This window comes from Reyranella massiliensis 521, assembly GCF_000312425.1.
In the GTDB taxonomy this organism is placed as follows: domain Bacteria; phylum Pseudomonadota; class Alphaproteobacteria; order Reyranellales; family Reyranellaceae; genus Reyranella; species Reyranella massiliensis.
Genome location: NZ_HE997181.1, coordinates 1,528,487 through 1,546,811 on the forward strand (window position 1 = coordinate 1,528,487; position 18,325 = coordinate 1,546,811).

The following is an 18,325-nucleotide window of genomic DNA, read 5'->3' on the forward strand; positions in this document are numbered from 1 at the left end:
TGCCATGTCGCGCGCGGTCTGCATCGTCAGCCCTGGCAACCTTGCATCGAATCCACGTGTGCTGAAAGAAGCCGATGCACTTCACGGTGCTGGCTACGAAGTGACTGCTGTCGTGTGCAACTACAGCGACGCGCTGCGTGGGGAGGATGACGCGATCGCGGCTTCCGTGCCGTGGAAGGTCGTACGTGTGAACAGGGCGGTAGAAGAGGGCATCGCGGCGCGGGCTGCTACGGTGCTGGCGAAGATCCTCCTGTCGACGGGAATGCCTGTACCGGCCAGTGTCGCGGCCTGCAGTGCCCGCGCGCCGGTCATGCCGTTGACGAGGGCCGCCCGACAGATCCGCGCAGACTTGTACATTGCTCACTACATCGCCGCGCTGCCCGCGGCGGCGGCCGCAGCCCGGCGTCATGGTGCGTTGCTCGGTTTCGATGCCGAAGATTTTCATTCGGGCGAGGGCACAGGAGCGCCGGGGGAACCCTTCCGTATGCAAATGGTGGAGGCCGTCGAACGCGCCTTTCTGCCATCATGTACCTACACGACGGCGGCGTCGCCGTTGATCGGCGAGGCCTACGCGCGGCGCTACGGAGTATCACCTTCGACCGTGCTCAATGTCTTTCCCTTGTCGATGGCGCCGTCGCAGCCGAGGCAGCGTAATGCGCGGCCGCTCAGGGCCTACTGGTTCTCCCAGACCATCGGCCTCGATCGCGGCCTTCAGCCCTTCATCGAGGCGATGGCCAAGGCGCGCGCCGCGGTGACCCTGGACATCAGGGGCAGCAATCGGTGGGGACATGGCGATGCGTTGCTGGCATTGGCCCACGGGCTTGGCATCGGCGATCGGGTCAATCTGTTGCCGATGGCGTCCCCGGGCGAGATGCTCCAACTGGCTGCGCAATACGATATCGGCCTGTCGCTCGAAACCGATGTCAGCGAGAACCGCCGGATCTGCCTCACCAACAAGATCTTCACCTATCTCCTGGCCGGCGTTCCCGTCGTCATGAGCGACACACCGGCCCAAAGCCGGCTGGCGCCCGATCTCGGCGCTGCGGCGCGTCTTTGCTCTCTGGCCGATCCAGCCGGGTTGGCGGCGATCCTCGACGAACTTGCATCGGAGGTCGTCCTCGCCGAGGCTGCGGCGGAAGCGTGGAAACTCGGCCGCGAGCGTTACAACTGGGACAGGGAACAAGCCATCCTGCTCACATCCGTTGCTGCAGCCTTCGAACGAATGGGGCGCCCGGTCGGAAGGGTGGCATCCTGATGCGCCTGCTCTTGACGGCCGACCCGGAAATCGAAGTGCCGCCGCGACTCTATGGCGGAATCGAACGTATCGTCGACGTCCTGGTGCGCCGCCTGCGGGCGGCGGGGCATACGGTAGGCCTGATGGCCCGGCCAGGCTCCGAATGTCCGGCAGATGCCTTCTTCCCCTGGCCGGGGCTGAGCTCGCTTTCCCGGCGCGACACGCTTTCCAACATGTCCTTTCTCTGGCGGGCGGCGAGGACATTCAAACCCGACCTCGTGCACAGCTTCTCGCGTGTGGCCTATCTCTTGCCACTGCTGCGCGGCCGGACGCCGCTGGTGATGTCCTATCAACGCGAACCCACGCTGCGGACTGCGGGGCTGGCGGTGAAGCTCGCCAAGCCCGGCGTCCTCACCTTCACCGGGTGCAGCGACTACATCGCACGTCGCGGTCGGCCCGCCGGCGGCGACTGGCATGGCATTCCCAACTTTGCCGACACGGAGGCGCTGACGCTCAGCCGCTCCGTGCCGGCCGATGCACCGCTGGTGTTCCTGAGCCGTGTCGAGGAGATCAAGGGTGCTCATTGGGCCATCGAAATCGCACGGCGCACCGGCCGACGTCTCGTGATCGCAGGGAACCATTCCACGGCAAACGATCCGGAAGGCGAATTCTGGCGACGCAAGGTTGCACCCGAGATCGGCAAGGACGGCATCGAGTATGTGGGGCCGGTCGACGACGTGCAGAAGAACGCTCTTCTTGGACAGGCGCGGGCGATGGTGGTGCCGATCCAGTGGAACGAGCCCTTCGGCATTGTGTTCGCCGAGGCGCTGGCGTGCGGCACACCCGTAATCTCATGTCCGCGCGGCGCGTTGCCGGAGATCGTGCGTCCCGGTGTCGATGGCTTTCTGATCAACTCGATTGAGGAGGGGTGCGCGGCCGTGGAGCACGTGGGAGCCCTGGATCGCGCCGAGTGCCGGCATCGCGCGGAGGAGCTCTTCTCGGCAGATGCCGTAGTCGCCCGCTACCTCGACCTCTACTCGAAAGTCAGAGCCCGACTGGCGGCGACATGAGGCGGCGTGTCGCCCTCGTCACGGGGCATTTCGCACCCAGCAACCTCGTTGGTGCACACCGGGCGCGTCTATGGTCGCGCTATCTGCCGGAGTTCGGCTGGGAGCCGGTGGTCGTGACCGGCGATCCGGCCAAGTACGAGGAGCGGCCCGATCCCGATCTCGAACGGCTCGTGCCGGCCGGCCTCGAAGTGGTGCATGCCGCCACGCTGTCGACGCGGCCGGTGCGTCTGGTCGGCGATATCGGAGTCCGGGCGTTCTGGGGCTGCTATCGTGCGCTTTCTTCGATGGCGAAGGCCGGCCGGCTCGATTTCGTCCTGGTGACGATTCCGTCGAACTATCTCGCCCCTGTCGGCCGCCTGGTGCATATGCGCCGCGGTGTGCCGTTCGGCATCGACTATCAGGATCCCTGGGTCAATCGTTGGCCGGGCATCGATGTACCATTCAGTCGCGCCTGGATGTCCTACCGGCTCGCCGGCTTGCTGGAACCGTGGTCGGTCCGCGACGCGGCACTGATTACCGGCATGGCGCCCGGCTATGTCGCCGGCATGCTCGAACGCAATCCCGGCGTGGCCGAGCGGGCTGTACTGTCCTACATGCCCATGGGCAGCGCGCCTGAAGACTATGCGCTGGTGCGCGACCTGCGACGCGAACCGTTTCTCTTCCAGCCGGACGATGGGCATTTCCATCTGATCTATGCCGGCGCGCTGCTGCCGGCCGGACTAGGGGTCGTCGATGCCTTCCTTGCGGGGCTGCGTGCCCTGCGCGAACAGGCGCCGCCGGCCGCTTCGCGGCTGCGCGTACATTTCGTGGGTACAGGCAGTTCGCCGGATGATCCGCAGGGATTTCGCGTGCTGCCGCGGGCGCAGGCTGCCGGCGTTGCCGACATAGTGAGCGAGCATCCGCATCGAATTGGATATGTCGATGCGCTGGGCCATCTGATGCAGAGCAGCGGTGTTCTGGTCCTGGGATCGACCGAACGACACTATACGCCCTCCAAAGTGTTCCAGGCGATACTGTCGGAACGGCCCGTCTTCGCGATGCTGCACGAGGAAAGCACGGCCGTGTCGATGATTCGGCAAGCGGGAGCGGGCGAGGTGCTGACGCTGACTGCCCAGCGGCTTCCCGCTCCGGAAGAGGTGGCGACGGCCTTGCTGGCATTCATGGAAAGTCCTGCCCATCGGAAGGTCGATCTCGGCGGCTTCGAGGCCTATTCGGCACGCGCGTCGACGCGCGCCCTTGCCGAGGCGCTCGACCTTGCCGTTGCGCGGGAGAAGTCTCGGTGATGCCGCGCGTTGGTTTTCTGATCAGCCATCCAATCCAGTATTACGCGCCGATCTTTCGCGCGCTTGCGGCACGCTGCGATCTCACCGTTTTCTTCGCGCATCGGCAGACGGCAGAACAACAGGCGGAAATCGGCTACGGCGTTGCCTTCGACTGGGACGTGGACCTTCTGTCGGGCTATGAGAGCCACTTCCTGACCAACGTCTCGCGCCAACCGTCGACATCGCGGTTCGGCGGCTGCAACACACCGGAGATCGCCGACAGGATTGCGAAAGGTTGCTTTGATATCTTTGTCGTGCCGGGATGGTCGCTGCGGTCCTACTGGCAGGCCGCGAGGGCCTGTCGACGCCAAGGGGTTCCCGTCTTGGTGCGTGGCGATTCCCAGCTCGGTAGTCGACGGCGCGCCATGCTGCGCCTGGCCAAGGAGCTGGCCTTCTCGCAGGTGATGAAACTCTTCGACGGTTATCTCTATGTCGGCATGCGCAATCGAGCCTACCTGGAACACTACGGCGCGCCGGCCGATCGGCTGTTCTTTTCTCCACATTGCGTGGACAACGAAGCGTTCCGCGCTGCCAGCCGGAGAAGCGGCGAAGGAGCACGCCGCGTGCTCTTTGTGGGCCGATTGGTTCCCTACAAGCGGCCGATGGCCATCGTGGCCGCCGCGGCACGGCTGATGGCGGCCGGTCGGCCGGTCGACCTCACGTTTGCAGGAGCTGGCGAACTCGAAAGCAGCCTGCGAGAGGCAGTCAGGGTGGAAGGGGTGAGTGCAAATTTCCTGGGTTTCACCAATCAGAGCAGGTTGCCGCAGGTCTACGGCAACGCCGACGTCCTCGTGCTGCCATCGGGTGCAGAGGAGACCTGGGGACTGGTGGTGAACGAGGCGATGGCCTGCGGCACGCCGGCCGTGGTGTCCGATGCAGTGGGATGCGGGCCCGATCTGGTCGAGCCGGGCGTCACCGGAGAGGTTACCCCCCTCGACGACGTGCCGGCCTTGGCTGCCGGCATTGATCGCGTGCTTGGCTTCGATCCTGTTGTGGCCCGTCGTCATCTGGCGGAGCGCATGACGGTTTATTCGCCGGAGCGGGCGGCTGAGGGCATTCTCGAAGCCGGGGCTGCTCTTGCCGGTCTGACTCGACTAAGATAAGGCCTGCGGCGCAGTCAGTACCCGATCGGAAGATGACGACCACCACAGCGATGCCGGCACCCGCAGTCCCCAGGCTCGATTTCGAGCTGCTGCGGCGCGTCGCTTTCTATTTCGGGGTCGTCAACCTTTTTGCCGCGCCGTTCGTTCCCGATTCCTTTGCCTACGCCGTCGGTGCCGCAACTCCCTTCGGGTTGCTGGCGATCATCGGCCAGCCGACCATGCCCAAGGGCGTTGCCTTCTTTTTGCTGTGGCAGTGGGCGCAGACATTCTCGCGTGCGCTCCAGTCGATCTTCGACGGCGAATCGATGGCCAACGGCATTTCCGGCCCCGATGTGCTCCAGGCTTATTGGTATGCGCTGAGCAGTCTGGTCGTACTGGCGCTTGCCTTCCGATTGGTGCTGGGAGGCATCAAGCCGCCGACCGCTCGAGACTATTATGCCCACGAGCGTTGGCGCGCGCAGGACCTGATCATCGTCTATGTCGGATCGATCGCGGCCTCTGTCTTCTTCAATATCCTCTCGCGGCAGGTGGGTAGCCTCGATCAGCCGCTCTTTGCCGCATCGCAGGTCAAGGTCGTCGCACTGTTCCTGCTCTGCACTTACGTATTCACGACGGGGCGCGGCGGAGGGACTTTGCTGGCCGCTATCTTCATCGAGATCCTGGTTGGCTTTACAGGGTTCCTGTCCGACTTCCGCGCGGTCTTCATCTACGTCGCCTTCGCGGCCATTGCGGCCCGCGTCAAGTGGACCTTTACAGCAAGTGCCGCCGCCGTCGCCTGGCTCGCGCTGCTCCTGCTGCTGGCATTGTTCTGGACATCGGTGAAGGTCGAGTATCGCGACTACGTTACGGGCGAGACCGAGAGCCAGCAGATCCGGGTACCGCTCGGCGAACGCATGGCCTATCTCGGCGACAAGGCGCTGAATATCGGAGACACGAAGTGGGGCGAGACATCCTACCTACTGCTCATTCGTTTCGCCTATATCGACGTCTTCGGCCAGGTAATCAGCGTCGCCGAGAGCGTCCCTGAGGCGGTGCCGATGCGCCAATGGCGGGAGGCGCTCTCCCACGTCCTGCAGCCGCGTGTTCTCTTTCCCGGCAAGGCGCCTCTCTCCGACACCGATGTCTACATGCGCCTCACGCGCGCCGATCCGATGGAGTATGTCCGGCTCGGTACCTCGATCAGCGTCGGCTACATGGCCGAGAACTATGTCGATCTCGGCTTCCCCGGCATGCTGGCTGGTATCTTCGTGATCGGCGTGATGCTGGCGCTGGTCATGAAGTATTTCATGACAAGATCGCTGCCCTGGATGCTGCGCGAAGGTATCGTCATGGCGTTCGCCTTCAGCGCCGGCGGCGTCGGCATGGAAATGTCGCTGCCGAAGATGCTGGGCGCCATGCTGATGTTCTTCCTGGTCTGGTCGCTGATCGCGAAGTTCGCATTGCCGGTCGTCATGCATTGGCTCGACCAGCGCGCCGGTCTGCCGCGGACGACGACACCCTGACGCCGCCGCCGCGTCTCGTATGAGCGACATTTCCGTCGTCATTCCGACCTACAATCGGCTGTGGTCGCTGCCGCAAGCTGTCGACTCCTGCAGGTCGGCTGGCTGCGACGTGGAAATCATCGTCGTCGACGATGGCAGCACGGATGGCACATGGGAGTGGCTTCAATCGCAGTCCGATCTCGTCGCCATTCGCACGGAGAACTGGGGCAAGGACTGGGCCGTGCAGCGGGCGATGGAGTCGGCGAGCGGCGACTATGTGCGCTTCCTCGATTCCGACGATTGGCTTACGCCCCAGGCCAACCGCGACCAGCTCGATATTGCACGGCAGACCGGCGCCGACATCGTCGTTGCGGGATACGCAGACCACGACGACACTACCGGCGCCCGACAAGTCAACGAGTGGGTCGACAGCGACGACTTCATTGCACAGCAACTCGGAGAAGTCTGGTCCTCGCACTATTCGGCGTTCCTGTTTCGCCGCGACCTGGTTCGCGACATTCCACACCGGCAGGACTTCGCCTTGCGCGACGACAGGCTGTTCATCCTCGAGGTCGCGATGCGCAAGCCGCAGCTGGCGGTCTATCGGCAGCCGGGGTTCGTGCACCGGCGCCATGGTCGCGAAAGGCTGCAGTACACGGCCGGTTTCAAGCGCGATCTCGGCTACTGGACCTACATCTCGATCTATCGCAAGGTCCTGGCGATGCTAGAAGCACGGGGCGAGCTGACGTTGCGCCGCAAGCGCGCGGCGATCGGTGTGCTGTGGCCAAATGTGCGTACCTTCGCCAAAGCCTATCCGGCGGAAGCCGCCGAGATCGTCGACTGGATCTACCGGCTCGACCCCGAGTTCAAACCGCCGGTGCGGCCTGTCCTGACGCTCGCCTACAGGGTGCTGGGCTTCGCCACGACGGAGAGGCTGTTGCGTCTCGGGGCCTTCTGGCGATGACGTCGATTGATGGCCCGGTCGGCGGTCGGCGCCTGCGTGTCGTCCATTGCGTCGGCTTCTACTTTCCCGATTCGACCGGCGGGACAGAAGTCTATGTCCGCGACCTCGTCTCGGCGCTGGCGCGTCATGCGATCGACGGCACGATCATCGCGGCAACGGACGAGGGTTACGACCGATACAAGTGGCATGGTGTCGATGTCGTGCGCTATCCGATCGATGCGATCAATGTTCCTTCTATTCCCGCGTCCGGATTGATTCCGCAGCGACGCCGCTCGGTTTTCCAGGATATCGTGGAAGAGGCGGCGCCGGATATTTTCCATCTGCATTCGTGGACCAGTGGCGCGGGCCTCGGTCACCTGCGGCAGGTGGCGAGGATGGGGATCCCGTCGATCGTCACCATGCATGTGCCGTCGGCGCTGTGCATGCGCGGCACGATGCTGCTCTACGGCAAGGGAGCCTGTGACGGGCGTATCGACGCCCGGCGATGCGCGCGATGCTGGGCCTTGCATCGCGGGTTTCCGGGGCCGGCGGCGTGGCTGGTGTCGATGCTGCCGCAGTGGGATGCGACCGATAGCGAGATATCGCGAATGTCTCCTCGTGCCGCGGCGCTGCTCTCCATTACGGCAAGTGCGGCGACCAAGGCACGACAACTACGGTCGATGGCGACGCTTTCCGAACGCATCGTGGCGCCCAGCCAATGGGTACGTTCCGCTCTCGTCGCCAACGCGATCCCGCCCGAGAAAATCGTCGTGTCGGCGCAGGCTGCCAGTGAAACCTTCGTCGAACGCAGTCGACGGGTACGCGAACGCGACGACAGTCGCGAGATCGTCATCGGTTTTCTGGGGCGCCTCGAAGCGTACAAAGGCGCGGACTTGATCATCAAGGCCCTGGCACGGGTGCCGAAGGACTTGCCCGTCCGCCTGCGCATCGCCGGTACCGGCACCGAACCGGCCTATGTGCATGCGATCGAGCAGGCGGCGAAGCGCGACTCCCGGATCGAAATGATCGGTCTCGTTGAACATGAAGAGGTGCCGAAGTTTCTGGAATCGATCGACGTTCTTGCCGTGCCGTCGCGCTACATGGAAACGGGACCGATCGTCGTGCAGGAGGCACAGGCGCTGGGGATCCCTGTCATGGGTGCCAATCTCGGCGGCATTGCAGAGCGCGTACGCGACGGAACGGATGGCTGGCTTCTCCCGTTCGACGATCCGCGCCCGTGGACGGAGACGATGATCAAGGCGGTCACGAATCGTGACGAGCTCGCGCGTCTGTCGAGCAATATGCGTCGGAGCCGGACCATCGGCGATGTCGCTTCCGACATGGCGACCCTCTATCTCGACGTCATGGCCGCACGGAAGGTACGGACCGCCGGGAAAGCCCGATAGGGTGCGACTGCATCGACCTGTTTCGTTGGGTCGCAATTTCTTGTTCTCAGTGGCAGTGCAGTTTAGGTTTGCGCCGTCTCGCCATGCACACTCGGCCGCCCCTCAACCTATTCTATGAAGAGCCTGATGCGGACCGATGGACGCGCTTCGATCGCTATCCACGCCGCGTCGCACGCTGGGCATTGCGAGGCCCCAAGCAGCCCGGCGGTACGATGCGTGCGTATCTCAATTTGCGGGCGGGGCTCGATCGGCTGGGCGTGCGCTATCGTGCCAATGATTTCCGCTATCTCCAAGCCAATCCCGACGAACTGGCCTGTGTGATCGGTCAGCCGTTCGTCCTCAACAAACTGCCGCTCCAGACGCCGATCCTTTTCGGAACGTCGATCTACAATCATCCCAACGACAATCCCGATTTGCCGCGGCAACGACCGATCCGTCGCGTGCTGGTGCCGTGCGCCTGGACAGTGAGCATGTTCTCGGCCGTCTGGCCGGGGCTTGTCAGCGCCTGGCCAACGGGCATCGACACCGACCGCTGGTCATTGTCGATGCGCGCCAACAAGGATGTCGATGTCCTGATCTACGACAAGATCGTATGGCACCGCCCGCGGTACCTGCGCACCATCGTCGAGCCGCTGGTCGCCGAGTTGCGTCGCCGCAATCTCAGCTTTCAGGTGCTGCGCTATGGTTCCTATCGCGAAGAACAGCTCCACAAGCTCAGCCGGCGCGCGCGTTCGATGGTCTATCTCAGCCATCACGAGACGCAGGGAATTGCGGCGCAGCAGATGCTGTCTTCCGGCATTCCGCTCTTCGCTTGGGATCGTGGCGGTCTCTGGAAGGACCCTGCCTACGCGCCCCATCACGTGCGTTTCGCGCCCGTGACGTCGGTGCCTTACTGGGATGAGCGCTGCGGCGTGAAGTTCAAGAGTGGCGTCGATCTTCTGCCGGCTTTCGACGAATTCTGGTTTGGCGTCGAGGCGGGGATATTCGCGCCACGAGATATGATCGTGGAGAGTTTGACGCTTGAGCAGCGTGCCAAAGCCTATCTCGACCTGGTCGACCGATTCGGTGGAGTGTCCTGATGATTAGTGGTCTCAAGGGTCTGTTCAGCAGGTTGGCCTACTGGGTGAACGACGTCTTTCCCAATGCCAAGTCGCTGGTTCCCAAACCGCTGCATCGGTTCGTGCTGCTGCGCATCGTCGGCATGAACGATCAATACGAAAGGATGCTGCGCGAAAACCCCGAGCGCCTGTTCCTGCAGAACGAAGCGCTGCCGTGGGTGAGCGCTTCCTACAAGCAGGTGCTGTTCGTCGGAACGGCGGTCTACACCTATCAGTACGAGAAGCTGTTCGCTGACGATCCGGACCGCTACACGACCATCGACCGCAATCCCTCCACCAAGGTCTGGGGCAGCAAGCACCATATCGTGGCGCCTATCGAGCAGATCAGCCAGCACAGGCCGCCCGGCTTTTTCGACTGCATCGTTCTCAGTGGCGTGCTGGCCTACCGTATCCCAGAACATGGCGACTACGGTCTCGTCGAGCAGGATGACCTTCGGGCGCTGCTGAAAGTGCTCCACGGCGTCATGCGCCCGGGCGGCCTGCTCCTGGTGGGATGGAACCTCCGCGACATGGCGCAATCGCTTTCCCAGCTCGGCCTGCTCGAACCGTATTTTGTACCGACCGACAAGACACCCTGGGGGGTGCGGAAGGAGTTTCCGGGCGACCCGCACGCCTTCGAGTTCTACGAGAGGCGTTGAGGCGGCTCAGCGGTCGGAGACGCCGCGCTCGGCATCCCAGTCGGTGATCGTGCCCATCCGGCCGATCGTGCCGAGCTGGACCGGCAGCAGGCGATCGACGATCGAGGCGGGTAGGCGGTGGCGCAGGACCAGAGCCAAGCGCAGATAGGACGACGCGAAGTCGAACGGGTACCGTCGATATTGCGGCGGCCGATGCACCGTGAGCCGGTCGGGATAGCTGCGGGTCGCAACGAGCGACGGCGCGTTCTGGCTGACGAAGGCCCCAAGCATGCGCCGCTTGGCAGCGAGTTCGTCTGGATGGAGTCTGACCTTGAGCACGTGCCGCCGATCGACGCTGTCGGGTTCGCCGACATAGACGACAAGGAAGAGCCATCGCGCGGCAAGCGACAGAATGCGATGGGGCGTGTTCAGCAGCGACACATAAGGACTGTATTCGGGAGCTTCGAACAGATCGAAGCGATCGTTCGGGGTCACGATGGAATCGACCAGCGCGGCGACCATGTCGTGATGGATATGGCCTCCCTCGAAGGCCGGCATGACGATCGCGGTCGGGCGGAAGTCGTCGATCAAGTCCCGCAATACGGCTCTCGCCCGGTCGAGCTTTTCGGGATCGCGACTTTCCAATGGCGGCATCAAGTCGAGAAACAGCAGATCGTCCTCGCTGAGTCCGGCGAGACGCCAGGCCTCGCGCGCTTCGGCGGCGCGCCTCTCCGGCAAACCGGGGTTCTCGTCCCGCGCGAGATAGGCAATGCGGACGGCGCCGCCCAGGCGGGCGTTCCTGAAGCCGAGCCCACCGGCTGCAATCACGCAATCGTCTTCGTGCGGGGCCAGGATGAGGAGGCGACCCGGCGAGTTCCAGTCCATCCAGCGCTCGATTGCGGCGATCCGCAGCATCGAGAAGCCGGAGAGGCCTAGGAGCATCGTGTAGAAAAGCGCAAAGGGAAGGGTGATCCAGAAGATGCCGGACCCCGTGCCCGCGGAGCAGGCGAGGAGCCAGAGCAGGGCGGCCACGACCGCCAGAGCCGCAACCACGATCGATGGCCGGAACCCGATATTGAGCTTCATTCGATCGCGGCGCCCATCCCTGTGACACCTATGCTATCAATCGGCCGAGTACATCAAGCCCTGCGAAGCCCTGCGAAGCCCTGGACGAGCCCTTGCGCCTTCTTCACGTCGTTCCGACCTACCTCCCTGCGGTGAGATATGGCGGGCCGATCCGTTCGGTCCATGCGCTATGCCGCGAACTGGCTGCGGCAGGCCACGATGTCGAGGTCTTCACGACCAGCGTCGACGGTCCCACCGACAGCGACGTGCCGCTGATGAAGCCTGTCGATCTGGAAGGGGTAAAGGTCACTTACTTTCCAAGCCGCATCCTGCGCCGTCTCTACTGGTCGCCGCCGATGCGAAAGGCACTCGATGCTTCGGTTGCGAGTTTCGATGCCGTCCATCTGCATGCCGTTTACCTTTGGCCCATCCTGGCCGGCGCAAGGGCGGCGCGGGCACGCAATGTTCCGTACGTGATCTCGCCGCGAGGCATGCTCGTGCCGGAGCTTATTCGGCGGAAGAGCCGATGGGTGAAGGAAGCCTGGATCGGACTGATCGAGCGACCCAACCTCGAGGCGGCCGCGGCGATCCATGCGACATCCACCGTGGAGGCAAGCCACATAGCGAGTTTCGGCTGGCGCCTGCCGCGCATCGCCATGATTCCGCACGGCGTCGACGATCCGCCGCCGCCGAGTGCGGCGCCTTTGTCGGCTGACGTGGCGGCGGCTATTGCCGGCGGGCCGATGGTTCTGGCCTTCGGCCGGATCAGTTGGGAGAAGGGGCTCGACCGATTGATCGCAGCGCTCAGTCTGGTGCCAACGGCGCGCGCGGTGATCGCGGGCGACGATGCTGATGGTCATGCCGCCTTTCTTGCGTCGGAGGCGACGCGGCTCGGCGTGGCGCAACGCGTTACGATCCTGTCGCGTCATGTCAGTGGTGCCGACAAGGAAGCGCTTTTCGCAGCAGCGCGCCTGTTCGCCATGACGTCGCTGTCGGAGAATTTCGGCATTGCCGCGTTCGAGGCAATGCGGCGTGGCCTGCCGGTGCTGGCGACGCCCGACGTCGGCATGTCGGAGATCGTGCGCGAGATCGACGCGGGTGCCGTCGTCGAGCCGACGCCGGAAGCGATCGCGGCAGGCTTGGATCGTCTGTTCGCCGATCCCGAAGCCTGTCGCAGCAAAGGCGAGGCAGGGCGCCGCCACGTCATCGATCATTATGGCTGGCCCGCCATCGCGCGCCGGATGGCGGACCTCTATCGCTCGATTGTCGATGGGGCGAAGGGGGCGAGGGCCGCGGCATGATGGAGCTGCTTGCCCGCAGTCCGTTCGATCTCGCGGAGAAGCGGCTTGTCATCATCGCAGATTGGCTGCCGCCGGATTTCGGGGCAGTCGGCCAGTACATGCAAATGCGGGCGGAAGCGCTAGCAGAGAGGGGGCACGATGTAACGCTTGTCGGCCTCTCGTCCGCTGCCGGTTCGACGACGCGCACCACGAGGGGCAAGGGCACGCTGACCGAGATTCGCCTCCGGACGCGACCAGTGCCGCGCGCGTCTCTGGCCGGCCGGCTGTGGTGGACCATTACGGCCAATCTGCGTCTGCTCACAGCGGCGTTCGGTCGATTGCGCGCTGCTGACGGCATCCTGTTTACCGGCTCGCCGCCGTTCTTGATCCACTTTCTCGTGCCCCTGAAGTTTCTGTGGCGCGGGCGTTTGGTCTACCGCATCACCGATTTTCATCCCGAATGCCTGATCGCCGCCCAGCCGCGGCCCTCATGGGCGCTTGGGCTGATCCTGGCGTTGACGAATTTCTGGCGGCGACGGGTCGATGGTTTCGAGGTCCTGGGGCAGGACCAAGTCCGCCGTCTCACCGAAACGGGCATACCGGCCGATCGCATGACACTCGTGCGTGATGGTTCGCCGGTCTCATTCGAGGCCGGCGGGGAGGCGATGCCATTGCCCCGCGAACTCGAGGGTACTTGCGTCCTGCTCTATGCCGGCAACTACGGCGTCGCCCACGAGGTGGAGACTGTTGCGGCTGGCTACGAGCGCCATCACCGGCTGGGGAGCGGGCGAGTCCGCCTGTGGCTTAGTGCCACAGGAGCCGGTGCCGATGCGCTTGCTGCGAGGTTTCAGGACGGGGGGCTTCCCTTCCATCGCTCGCCGCCGGTGCCGCTAAAGCAGCTGGCGGCGCTCTTGCGGGCGCCGGCCGCTCATCTCGTCACCTTGCGAGATGCTTTTGTCGGCTTTGTCTTGCCCTCGAAGATCTACGCCTGCGTGGATTCGGGAAAGCCGGTGCTCTTTGTCGGAAGCGCCCGCTCGGATGTCGATCTGCTCGCCCGCCCTTCTCCAGCCGGCTACTGGCGGGTCGATTGCGGCGACGCAGCGGGATTTGCGGCGGTATTGGAGGGGGTGGCTGACAAAGCCGCGGCTTCGGTCGTCGCGGAGGGCTCGAAGGGCGATGATATTGCTAGGCATTCGCTGTAACAATGCCGTGTAATGTACTGAGGGTTGGTGATATTATTCCTTTTGAGAGATCGATATTTTATTTGCACAAAGAGTGCTGTTTTAGGGTTTGTAATCAAAACTGATTGTCGATGAGGCCGGGGACGGCCCACGATCCCAGATATGCCGTATTCGTGCGGGAATTTGGTTCGCAGGAGCGTCGATATGCTTGGAACAGGAGATTTGCCCAAGCCTGCAGGCTTCGTGAGGTCTTGGCTTCCTGCGTGCGAATCTGTATTTTACGTGCAAGACTTGGGTGGGACCGCTTCGGAAGCGCCGATTCGGACCAAGCAGAATCGAGAGCTCCTTCTAAATGATCGTGAAGTGGGAACACCGCATGATCGGGTTGGGTGTTATGTTTAATATTGCACTCAAGACGCAGGGTCTTGTTGCGTTGTCGGTTCTTCTCTCTGCGACGGCTGCTTATGGGCAGCGCGGACCGGAGTTGGCGCAGGCATTGCCGGCGTCGCCGGAGCTTGCCCAAGCTCGGTCAGGCAATCCCGAACTTGCTCAGGGGCAGCCGAGTGGGCCGCAGCTGGGCAGCGGTCCGCAGCAAGGTGCGAATCCACTCGCGGGCAGCGGTCCACTGCAGGCAGGCGGCCCGCTTCAGGGCGCGGGGCCGTTGCAGGGTGGGGCGCCGCCGATGAATGTTTCCGGCGATCCACAGCAGGGCCAGCAGGGGTCGCTTCAAAGCGCGGGGCCTTTGCAGAGTGCCGGACCGCTCCAAGGGGCTGGTCCTCTACAGGGGGCAGGTCCCCTGCAGAGCACGGGGCCGTTGCAGGGAGCGGCTCCTTTGCAGAGCGCTGCTCCTCTTCAGAATTCCGGGCCTTTGCAGACGGCCATGCCGCTGCAGAATACGGCTCCGACCCCCGGCAATCTGGGCGGGCTGGAAGGCATGCCGCCGCAACTCGGCGGCTTGGCATTTCAGGCAGCCGGGCCGACTGGCGGGCCTCTGCCCGCCGAGGCCTTCGTCCCCGCAACTCCTGGAAGTATGAACCAACTGGTGGCGCAGTTGCTTGGCGGTCCGAACGGTACGTCGCCGGCAACACTGGCCAGCATCGTGAATCTCGTGACGCCTCCCGGCACCACGTCCGGCCCCGGCTCTACGCCGCCTCAGACATCGTCTCCACTCACCCCGGTGACAACGCCGCCGCCGACTGGGCCGACGTTCATCCCACCTGGCCAGACTGGGCAGCTGCCTCCTGTGTACGATGTGCCGACGCAGAATCGCACGAGCGGCAGCTGACGTTCTGAGTCCGCGCTGGAATTTCTTTCCTCCGACGCTCGGACCCATTCCTGGATGGCATGTCAGCTCCATGACTATTAGTGCGAGTCGCTCGCAATTAGTCTGGTCCCCCGTTCTGGGATGGGTCCTGCTGACCTGTGCCACCGCGGTGGCGCAGGCTCAGGATTCGACACCGGCACCGGCCGCCCAGACGTTGCAAGAGCAGACACCACAAGTCGATCTTCCCGTTGGAGTGCCCGCCTCGGGGTCAGGCGAAGGCACAACTCGCGGTGAAGTGGGCATAGGGATCGGCGCTTTCACGCTCTACCCATCGTTGGACGTCCAGGTGGGCTACGACAGCAACGTCTTCGCCACTCCGGCGCCGACCTCCGGTTCGATGTACACGCACATCCGTCCGGCGCTGGAGCTTCGCTCCGATTGGATAAGGCATGAAGTCAGGGTGCTCGCCAACGGCGGCTTCGGCTTCTATCCCTCGGCGTCCAGCCAGAACTACCAGAACTACCTGTTCCAGTTCGATGGCAAGCTCGATATCCGCTACGATTTCTATGCTACCGGCATGATCGCTGCCCGGCGGGCGACCGAGGCACTCGGCACACCAAACACCGAGTTTGCGACAGCGCCGACAGTGGTCGATACGATTCCGGTAGAGTTCAATCTCTACCAACGGTTCAATCGATTCTTCTATCGCGCTACAGCCGCCGGGACCCGCTACTGGTACTACGACAACAGCATTATTACCGCCGGTGGCTTGCCGGCAGCGAGCCGTGATCGTACCGAATACGAGCAGCGCATTCGGCTCGGATACGAGGTCAACGAGGATCTCGCGCTTTGGGTCGCGCCGAGCTTCCAGCAGCGCATCTACGATACTTACATCAACGCGGCTGGCCAGGCGCGTGATTCGATCGGCTGGGGCCTGAACTTCGGTGCGACCTGGACAGTCGGGCGAAAGACCAAGCTGGAAGGCTTCATCGGCTATCAGCAGCTGTCGTACATCGCCGATGGCAGTTCGACGCCTGCGACCGTGTTTGGCTTGTCCGGTTCCTGGAATGGCTACGAGCCACTGACCATCCGCCCATCGATCAGCCGGACCATCAACGAATCCGCTTACAGCGCCTATCAGAATTACGTCTCCACGACGGTCGGCGTCGATTTCACCTATGAAATCCATGATGCCTGGACGGCGGTCGGCGGAACCTCGATCAATACAGCGGACTTCAACCCCGCCGCGGGCGTCGCCAACACCAATCCGCGCACCGACTATTATTGGAAGGCGTCGCTCGGCCTCCAATACAGTTTCCGGCCGCAACTCTCGATCGGTCCGCTCTATGAGCACACGACCGGCTGGACCAGTGACCCGAGTGCAGGTGGGCCGCAGTACTCGCGCGATCAGTTCTCAATTCGTTTCGTGGCCAAGCGGTGATGCCGGTGTTTTTCAGTAGAATTCTTTCCCGTTGTGCCGCGGTCCTCGTGGTGGCGATAGGCTTGGCCGTTTCGGCGTGCGAGCAGACGCCTCCGACCTCCACGGCGACGATCCAACAGCCCTCCCAGGGAACGCAGAACCTTCGGCTGGGCGAGTATCGAGTGGCCCCGGGCGACCGATTGCGGGTGGTGGTGCTGTCGGATGCCGAGTTGTCGGGAGAGTACGAAGTCGATTCGACGGGCATGATTGCGCCGCGCATGGCGGGCCGCGTCGTGGTTCTGGGCATGTCGACGCCCGAGATCGAGACGCTGCTGGCCGACCGCTATCGCAGCGGCGGCTACCTGCGCTCGCCTCGGCTCAGCGTCGATCTTGTGTCGCGGCGGCCATTCTACATTATCGGCGAAGTGACGCGGCCCGGCTCGTTTCCCTATGTGTCGGGCATCAATGTGGTACAGGCGATCGCAATCGCCGGTGGTTACACGCGGCGTGCGGCCAAGACCCGCGTCACGATCCAGCGGTTCAATGCGACGTTGGGGCAGGAGGAAGCGGTAAACGAAGATTCCCCGGTGGGGCCGGGCGATATCATTCGGGTGCCGGAGCGTTGGTTTTGACAGTTTAGCGTAAGGGTAGTCGTTTATTTGCTTGGGGGGAGCGGTGTGGGACCGCTCATGGCGTAGACGGCGACAAAGGGGCCGGCACGTGGCGACGCCGGTGAGGCGTTCGTCCGAGTCGGTATTTCGTGGAGTGTGGTGGGATGGGATCGTTGTCTAGGGCCGACCAGATGCTGGACGAGCCAAATCAGAGTCGAATGGTATCGGCCGCCGACTCGTCGGCGCTTGCGCCCTTGCGTCCGACCGACAGCCCGAACGAGCTGTGGGAATGGTTGCGTCTGCTCAATCGCCGCAAGGCGCTGATCGTCGGTTGTGGCCTCATCGCGACGGCGCTGATGGCCTTGATGCTTGCGCAGGCGACGCCGCTCTACAAGGCGACGGCACGCATCATGCTCGACACGCGGACCTTCAAGGTTGTCAGCACCGAAGCGGCTCTCTCTGGCGTCGATACGCTCAACATGGGCGCCATTCAGAGCGAACTGGAAGTCATCCAATCGGATTTCCTGATCGGCCGCGTCGTCGACAAGCTCGGTCTTGCAAACAATCCGGAGTTCAACGGCACCAAGCCGCCGGGCTTCATCGACAATGCATTGCAGCCGCTGCGTGACCTTTGGAGCACCGGCATTTCGACCCTGCTGGCGCCGCCACCCAAGCCGCAGCAGGCTTCGGCACAGCCGCAACGTGCCGGCCGCCCGGCCGAGGACAGCGATCCCCGCCGTCGTGCCGCGATCGGTGCCGTCTCCAGCCGTCTCAGCGTTTCGTTGCTTGGCCGAACCTTCGTCATCCTGGTGACGGTGGAAAGCCCCGACGGCACCATGTCCGCGCGTATCGCGAATGCGATCGCCGAGGCCTACCTGGCCGACCAGGTCGACAACAAGAACGAGGCCAACCGCCGCGCCACAGAGTGGCTCGAGCAGCGCCTGGCCGAGTTGCGTCGCAATCTGCAGGTCGCCGAAGAGGCGGTTGCTGCATACCGGCGCGACAAGGGCTTGGCCGGCAGCCCGGAAGGCGCCATCTCGTCTCAGACGCTGTCTGACCTCAACACGCGCTACACCGCCGCCAAGGGGCGCCGCATCGAGCGGGAAGGGCGTCTGGTCGCGCTCAGCAAGGCGAGCCTCAACCCGGGCGAACTGGCCAACATTCCCGAAGTGTCGGGCAACACGACCCTGGCGGCGCTGCGTATTTAGGA

General features: G+C 63.7%; 15 protein-coding genes. 14 read left to right on the forward strand and 1 reads right to left on the reverse strand.

Annotated elements, in window-relative coordinates:
- The first annotated feature begins 4 nt into the window (after nucleotides 1–4).
- The 9 genes from BN60_RS07520 (at nucleotide 5) to BN60_RS07560 (ending at nucleotide 10,315) form a co-directional block, all read left to right on the forward strand.
- A complete protein-coding gene (locus BN60_RS07520) occupies nucleotides 5–1,255 on the forward strand; it encodes a glycosyltransferase family protein (RefSeq protein WP_020695401.1) in 1,251 nt (416 codons plus the stop codon).
- Entirely contained in the window at nucleotides 1,255–2,304 is a 1,050-nt protein-coding gene (locus tag BN60_RS07525) for a glycosyltransferase (protein ID WP_020695402.1), read from the forward strand. The genes BN60_RS07520 and BN60_RS07525 overlap by 1 nt, the downstream gene beginning before the upstream one ends.
- A complete protein-coding gene (locus BN60_RS07530; RefSeq protein ID WP_020695403.1) occupies nucleotides 2,301–3,587 on the forward strand; it encodes a glycosyltransferase family protein in 1,287 nt (428 codons plus the stop codon). The genes BN60_RS07525 and BN60_RS07530 overlap by 4 nt, the downstream gene beginning before the upstream one ends.
- Nucleotides 3,587–4,729: a glycosyltransferase family 4 protein gene (locus BN60_RS07535; RefSeq protein WP_020695404.1), complete on the forward strand. Its 1,143-nt coding sequence runs from the start codon at nucleotides 3,587–3,589 to the stop codon at nucleotides 4,727–4,729. Before BN60_RS07530 ends, BN60_RS07535 begins: the two co-directional genes overlap by 1 nt.
- Before the next feature lie 32 nt (nucleotides 4,730–4,761).
- The gene (locus tag BN60_RS07540) at nucleotides 4,762–6,231 is read left to right on the forward strand and encodes a hypothetical protein (RefSeq protein ID WP_020695405.1); all 1,470 of its coding nucleotides are present in this window, start codon (nucleotides 4,762–4,764) and stop codon (nucleotides 6,229–6,231) included.
- 19 nt (nucleotides 6,232–6,250) lie between these two features.
- Nucleotides 6,251–7,174: a glycosyltransferase family 2 protein gene (locus BN60_RS07545; RefSeq protein WP_020695406.1), complete on the forward strand. Its 924-nt coding sequence runs from the start codon at nucleotides 6,251–6,253 to the stop codon at nucleotides 7,172–7,174.
- Entirely contained in the window at nucleotides 7,171–8,559 is a 1,389-nt protein-coding gene (locus BN60_RS07550; protein ID WP_020695407.1) for a glycosyltransferase, read from the forward strand. The genes BN60_RS07545 and BN60_RS07550 overlap by 4 nt, the downstream gene beginning before the upstream one ends.
- Before the next feature lie 212 nt (nucleotides 8,560–8,771).
- Nucleotides 8,772–9,638: a glycosyltransferase gene (locus BN60_RS07555; RefSeq protein WP_202949792.1), complete on the forward strand. Its 867-nt coding sequence runs from the start codon at nucleotides 8,772–8,774 to the stop codon at nucleotides 9,636–9,638.
- On the forward strand, nucleotides 9,638–10,315 hold the full coding sequence (locus BN60_RS07560) for a class I SAM-dependent methyltransferase (protein WP_020695409.1): 678 nt from the start codon (nucleotides 9,638–9,640) through the stop codon (nucleotides 10,313–10,315). The genes BN60_RS07555 and BN60_RS07560 overlap by 1 nt, the downstream gene beginning before the upstream one ends.
- A gap of 6 nt (nucleotides 10,316–10,321) precedes the next feature.
- On the opposite strand, the gene BN60_RS07565 is transcribed toward BN60_RS07560, so the two are convergent.
- Complete coding sequence (locus BN60_RS07565; RefSeq protein WP_020695410.1) at nucleotides 10,322–11,380, reverse strand: PIG-L deacetylase family protein; 1,059 nt, start codon at nucleotides 11,378–11,380, stop codon at nucleotides 10,322–10,324.
- A 92-nt stretch (nucleotides 11,381–11,472) separates the two neighbouring features.
- Between BN60_RS07565 and BN60_RS07570 the strand changes: the two genes are divergently transcribed.
- The 5 genes from BN60_RS07570 (at nucleotide 11,473) to BN60_RS07595 (ending at nucleotide 18,323) form a co-directional block, all read left to right on the forward strand.
- Complete coding sequence (locus BN60_RS07570; RefSeq protein ID WP_020695411.1) at nucleotides 11,473–12,660, forward strand: glycosyltransferase; 1,188 nt, start codon at nucleotides 11,473–11,475, stop codon at nucleotides 12,658–12,660.
- Nucleotides 12,657–13,841, forward strand: coding sequence for a glycosyltransferase (locus BN60_RS07575; RefSeq protein WP_020695412.1), 1,185 nt, complete (start codon nucleotides 12,657–12,659; stop codon nucleotides 13,839–13,841). The genes BN60_RS07570 and BN60_RS07575 overlap by 4 nt, the downstream gene beginning before the upstream one ends.
- A 1,334-nt stretch (nucleotides 13,842–15,175) precedes the next feature.
- The gene (locus BN60_RS07585; RefSeq protein WP_177324778.1) at nucleotides 15,176–16,525 is read left to right on the forward strand and encodes an outer membrane beta-barrel protein; all 1,350 of its coding nucleotides are present in this window, start codon (nucleotides 15,176–15,178) and stop codon (nucleotides 16,523–16,525) included.
- The gene (locus tag BN60_RS07590) at nucleotides 16,525–17,136 is read left to right on the forward strand and encodes a polysaccharide biosynthesis/export family protein (protein WP_083856001.1); all 612 of its coding nucleotides are present in this window, start codon (nucleotides 16,525–16,527) and stop codon (nucleotides 17,134–17,136) included. The genes BN60_RS07585 and BN60_RS07590 overlap by 1 nt, the downstream gene beginning before the upstream one ends.
- Before the next feature lie 143 nt (nucleotides 17,137–17,279).
- The gene (locus BN60_RS07595; protein WP_083856002.1) at nucleotides 17,280–18,323 is read left to right on the forward strand and encodes a GumC family protein; all 1,044 of its coding nucleotides are present in this window, start codon (nucleotides 17,280–17,282) and stop codon (nucleotides 18,321–18,323) included.
- Nucleotides 18,324–18,325: the final 2 nt, after the last annotated feature.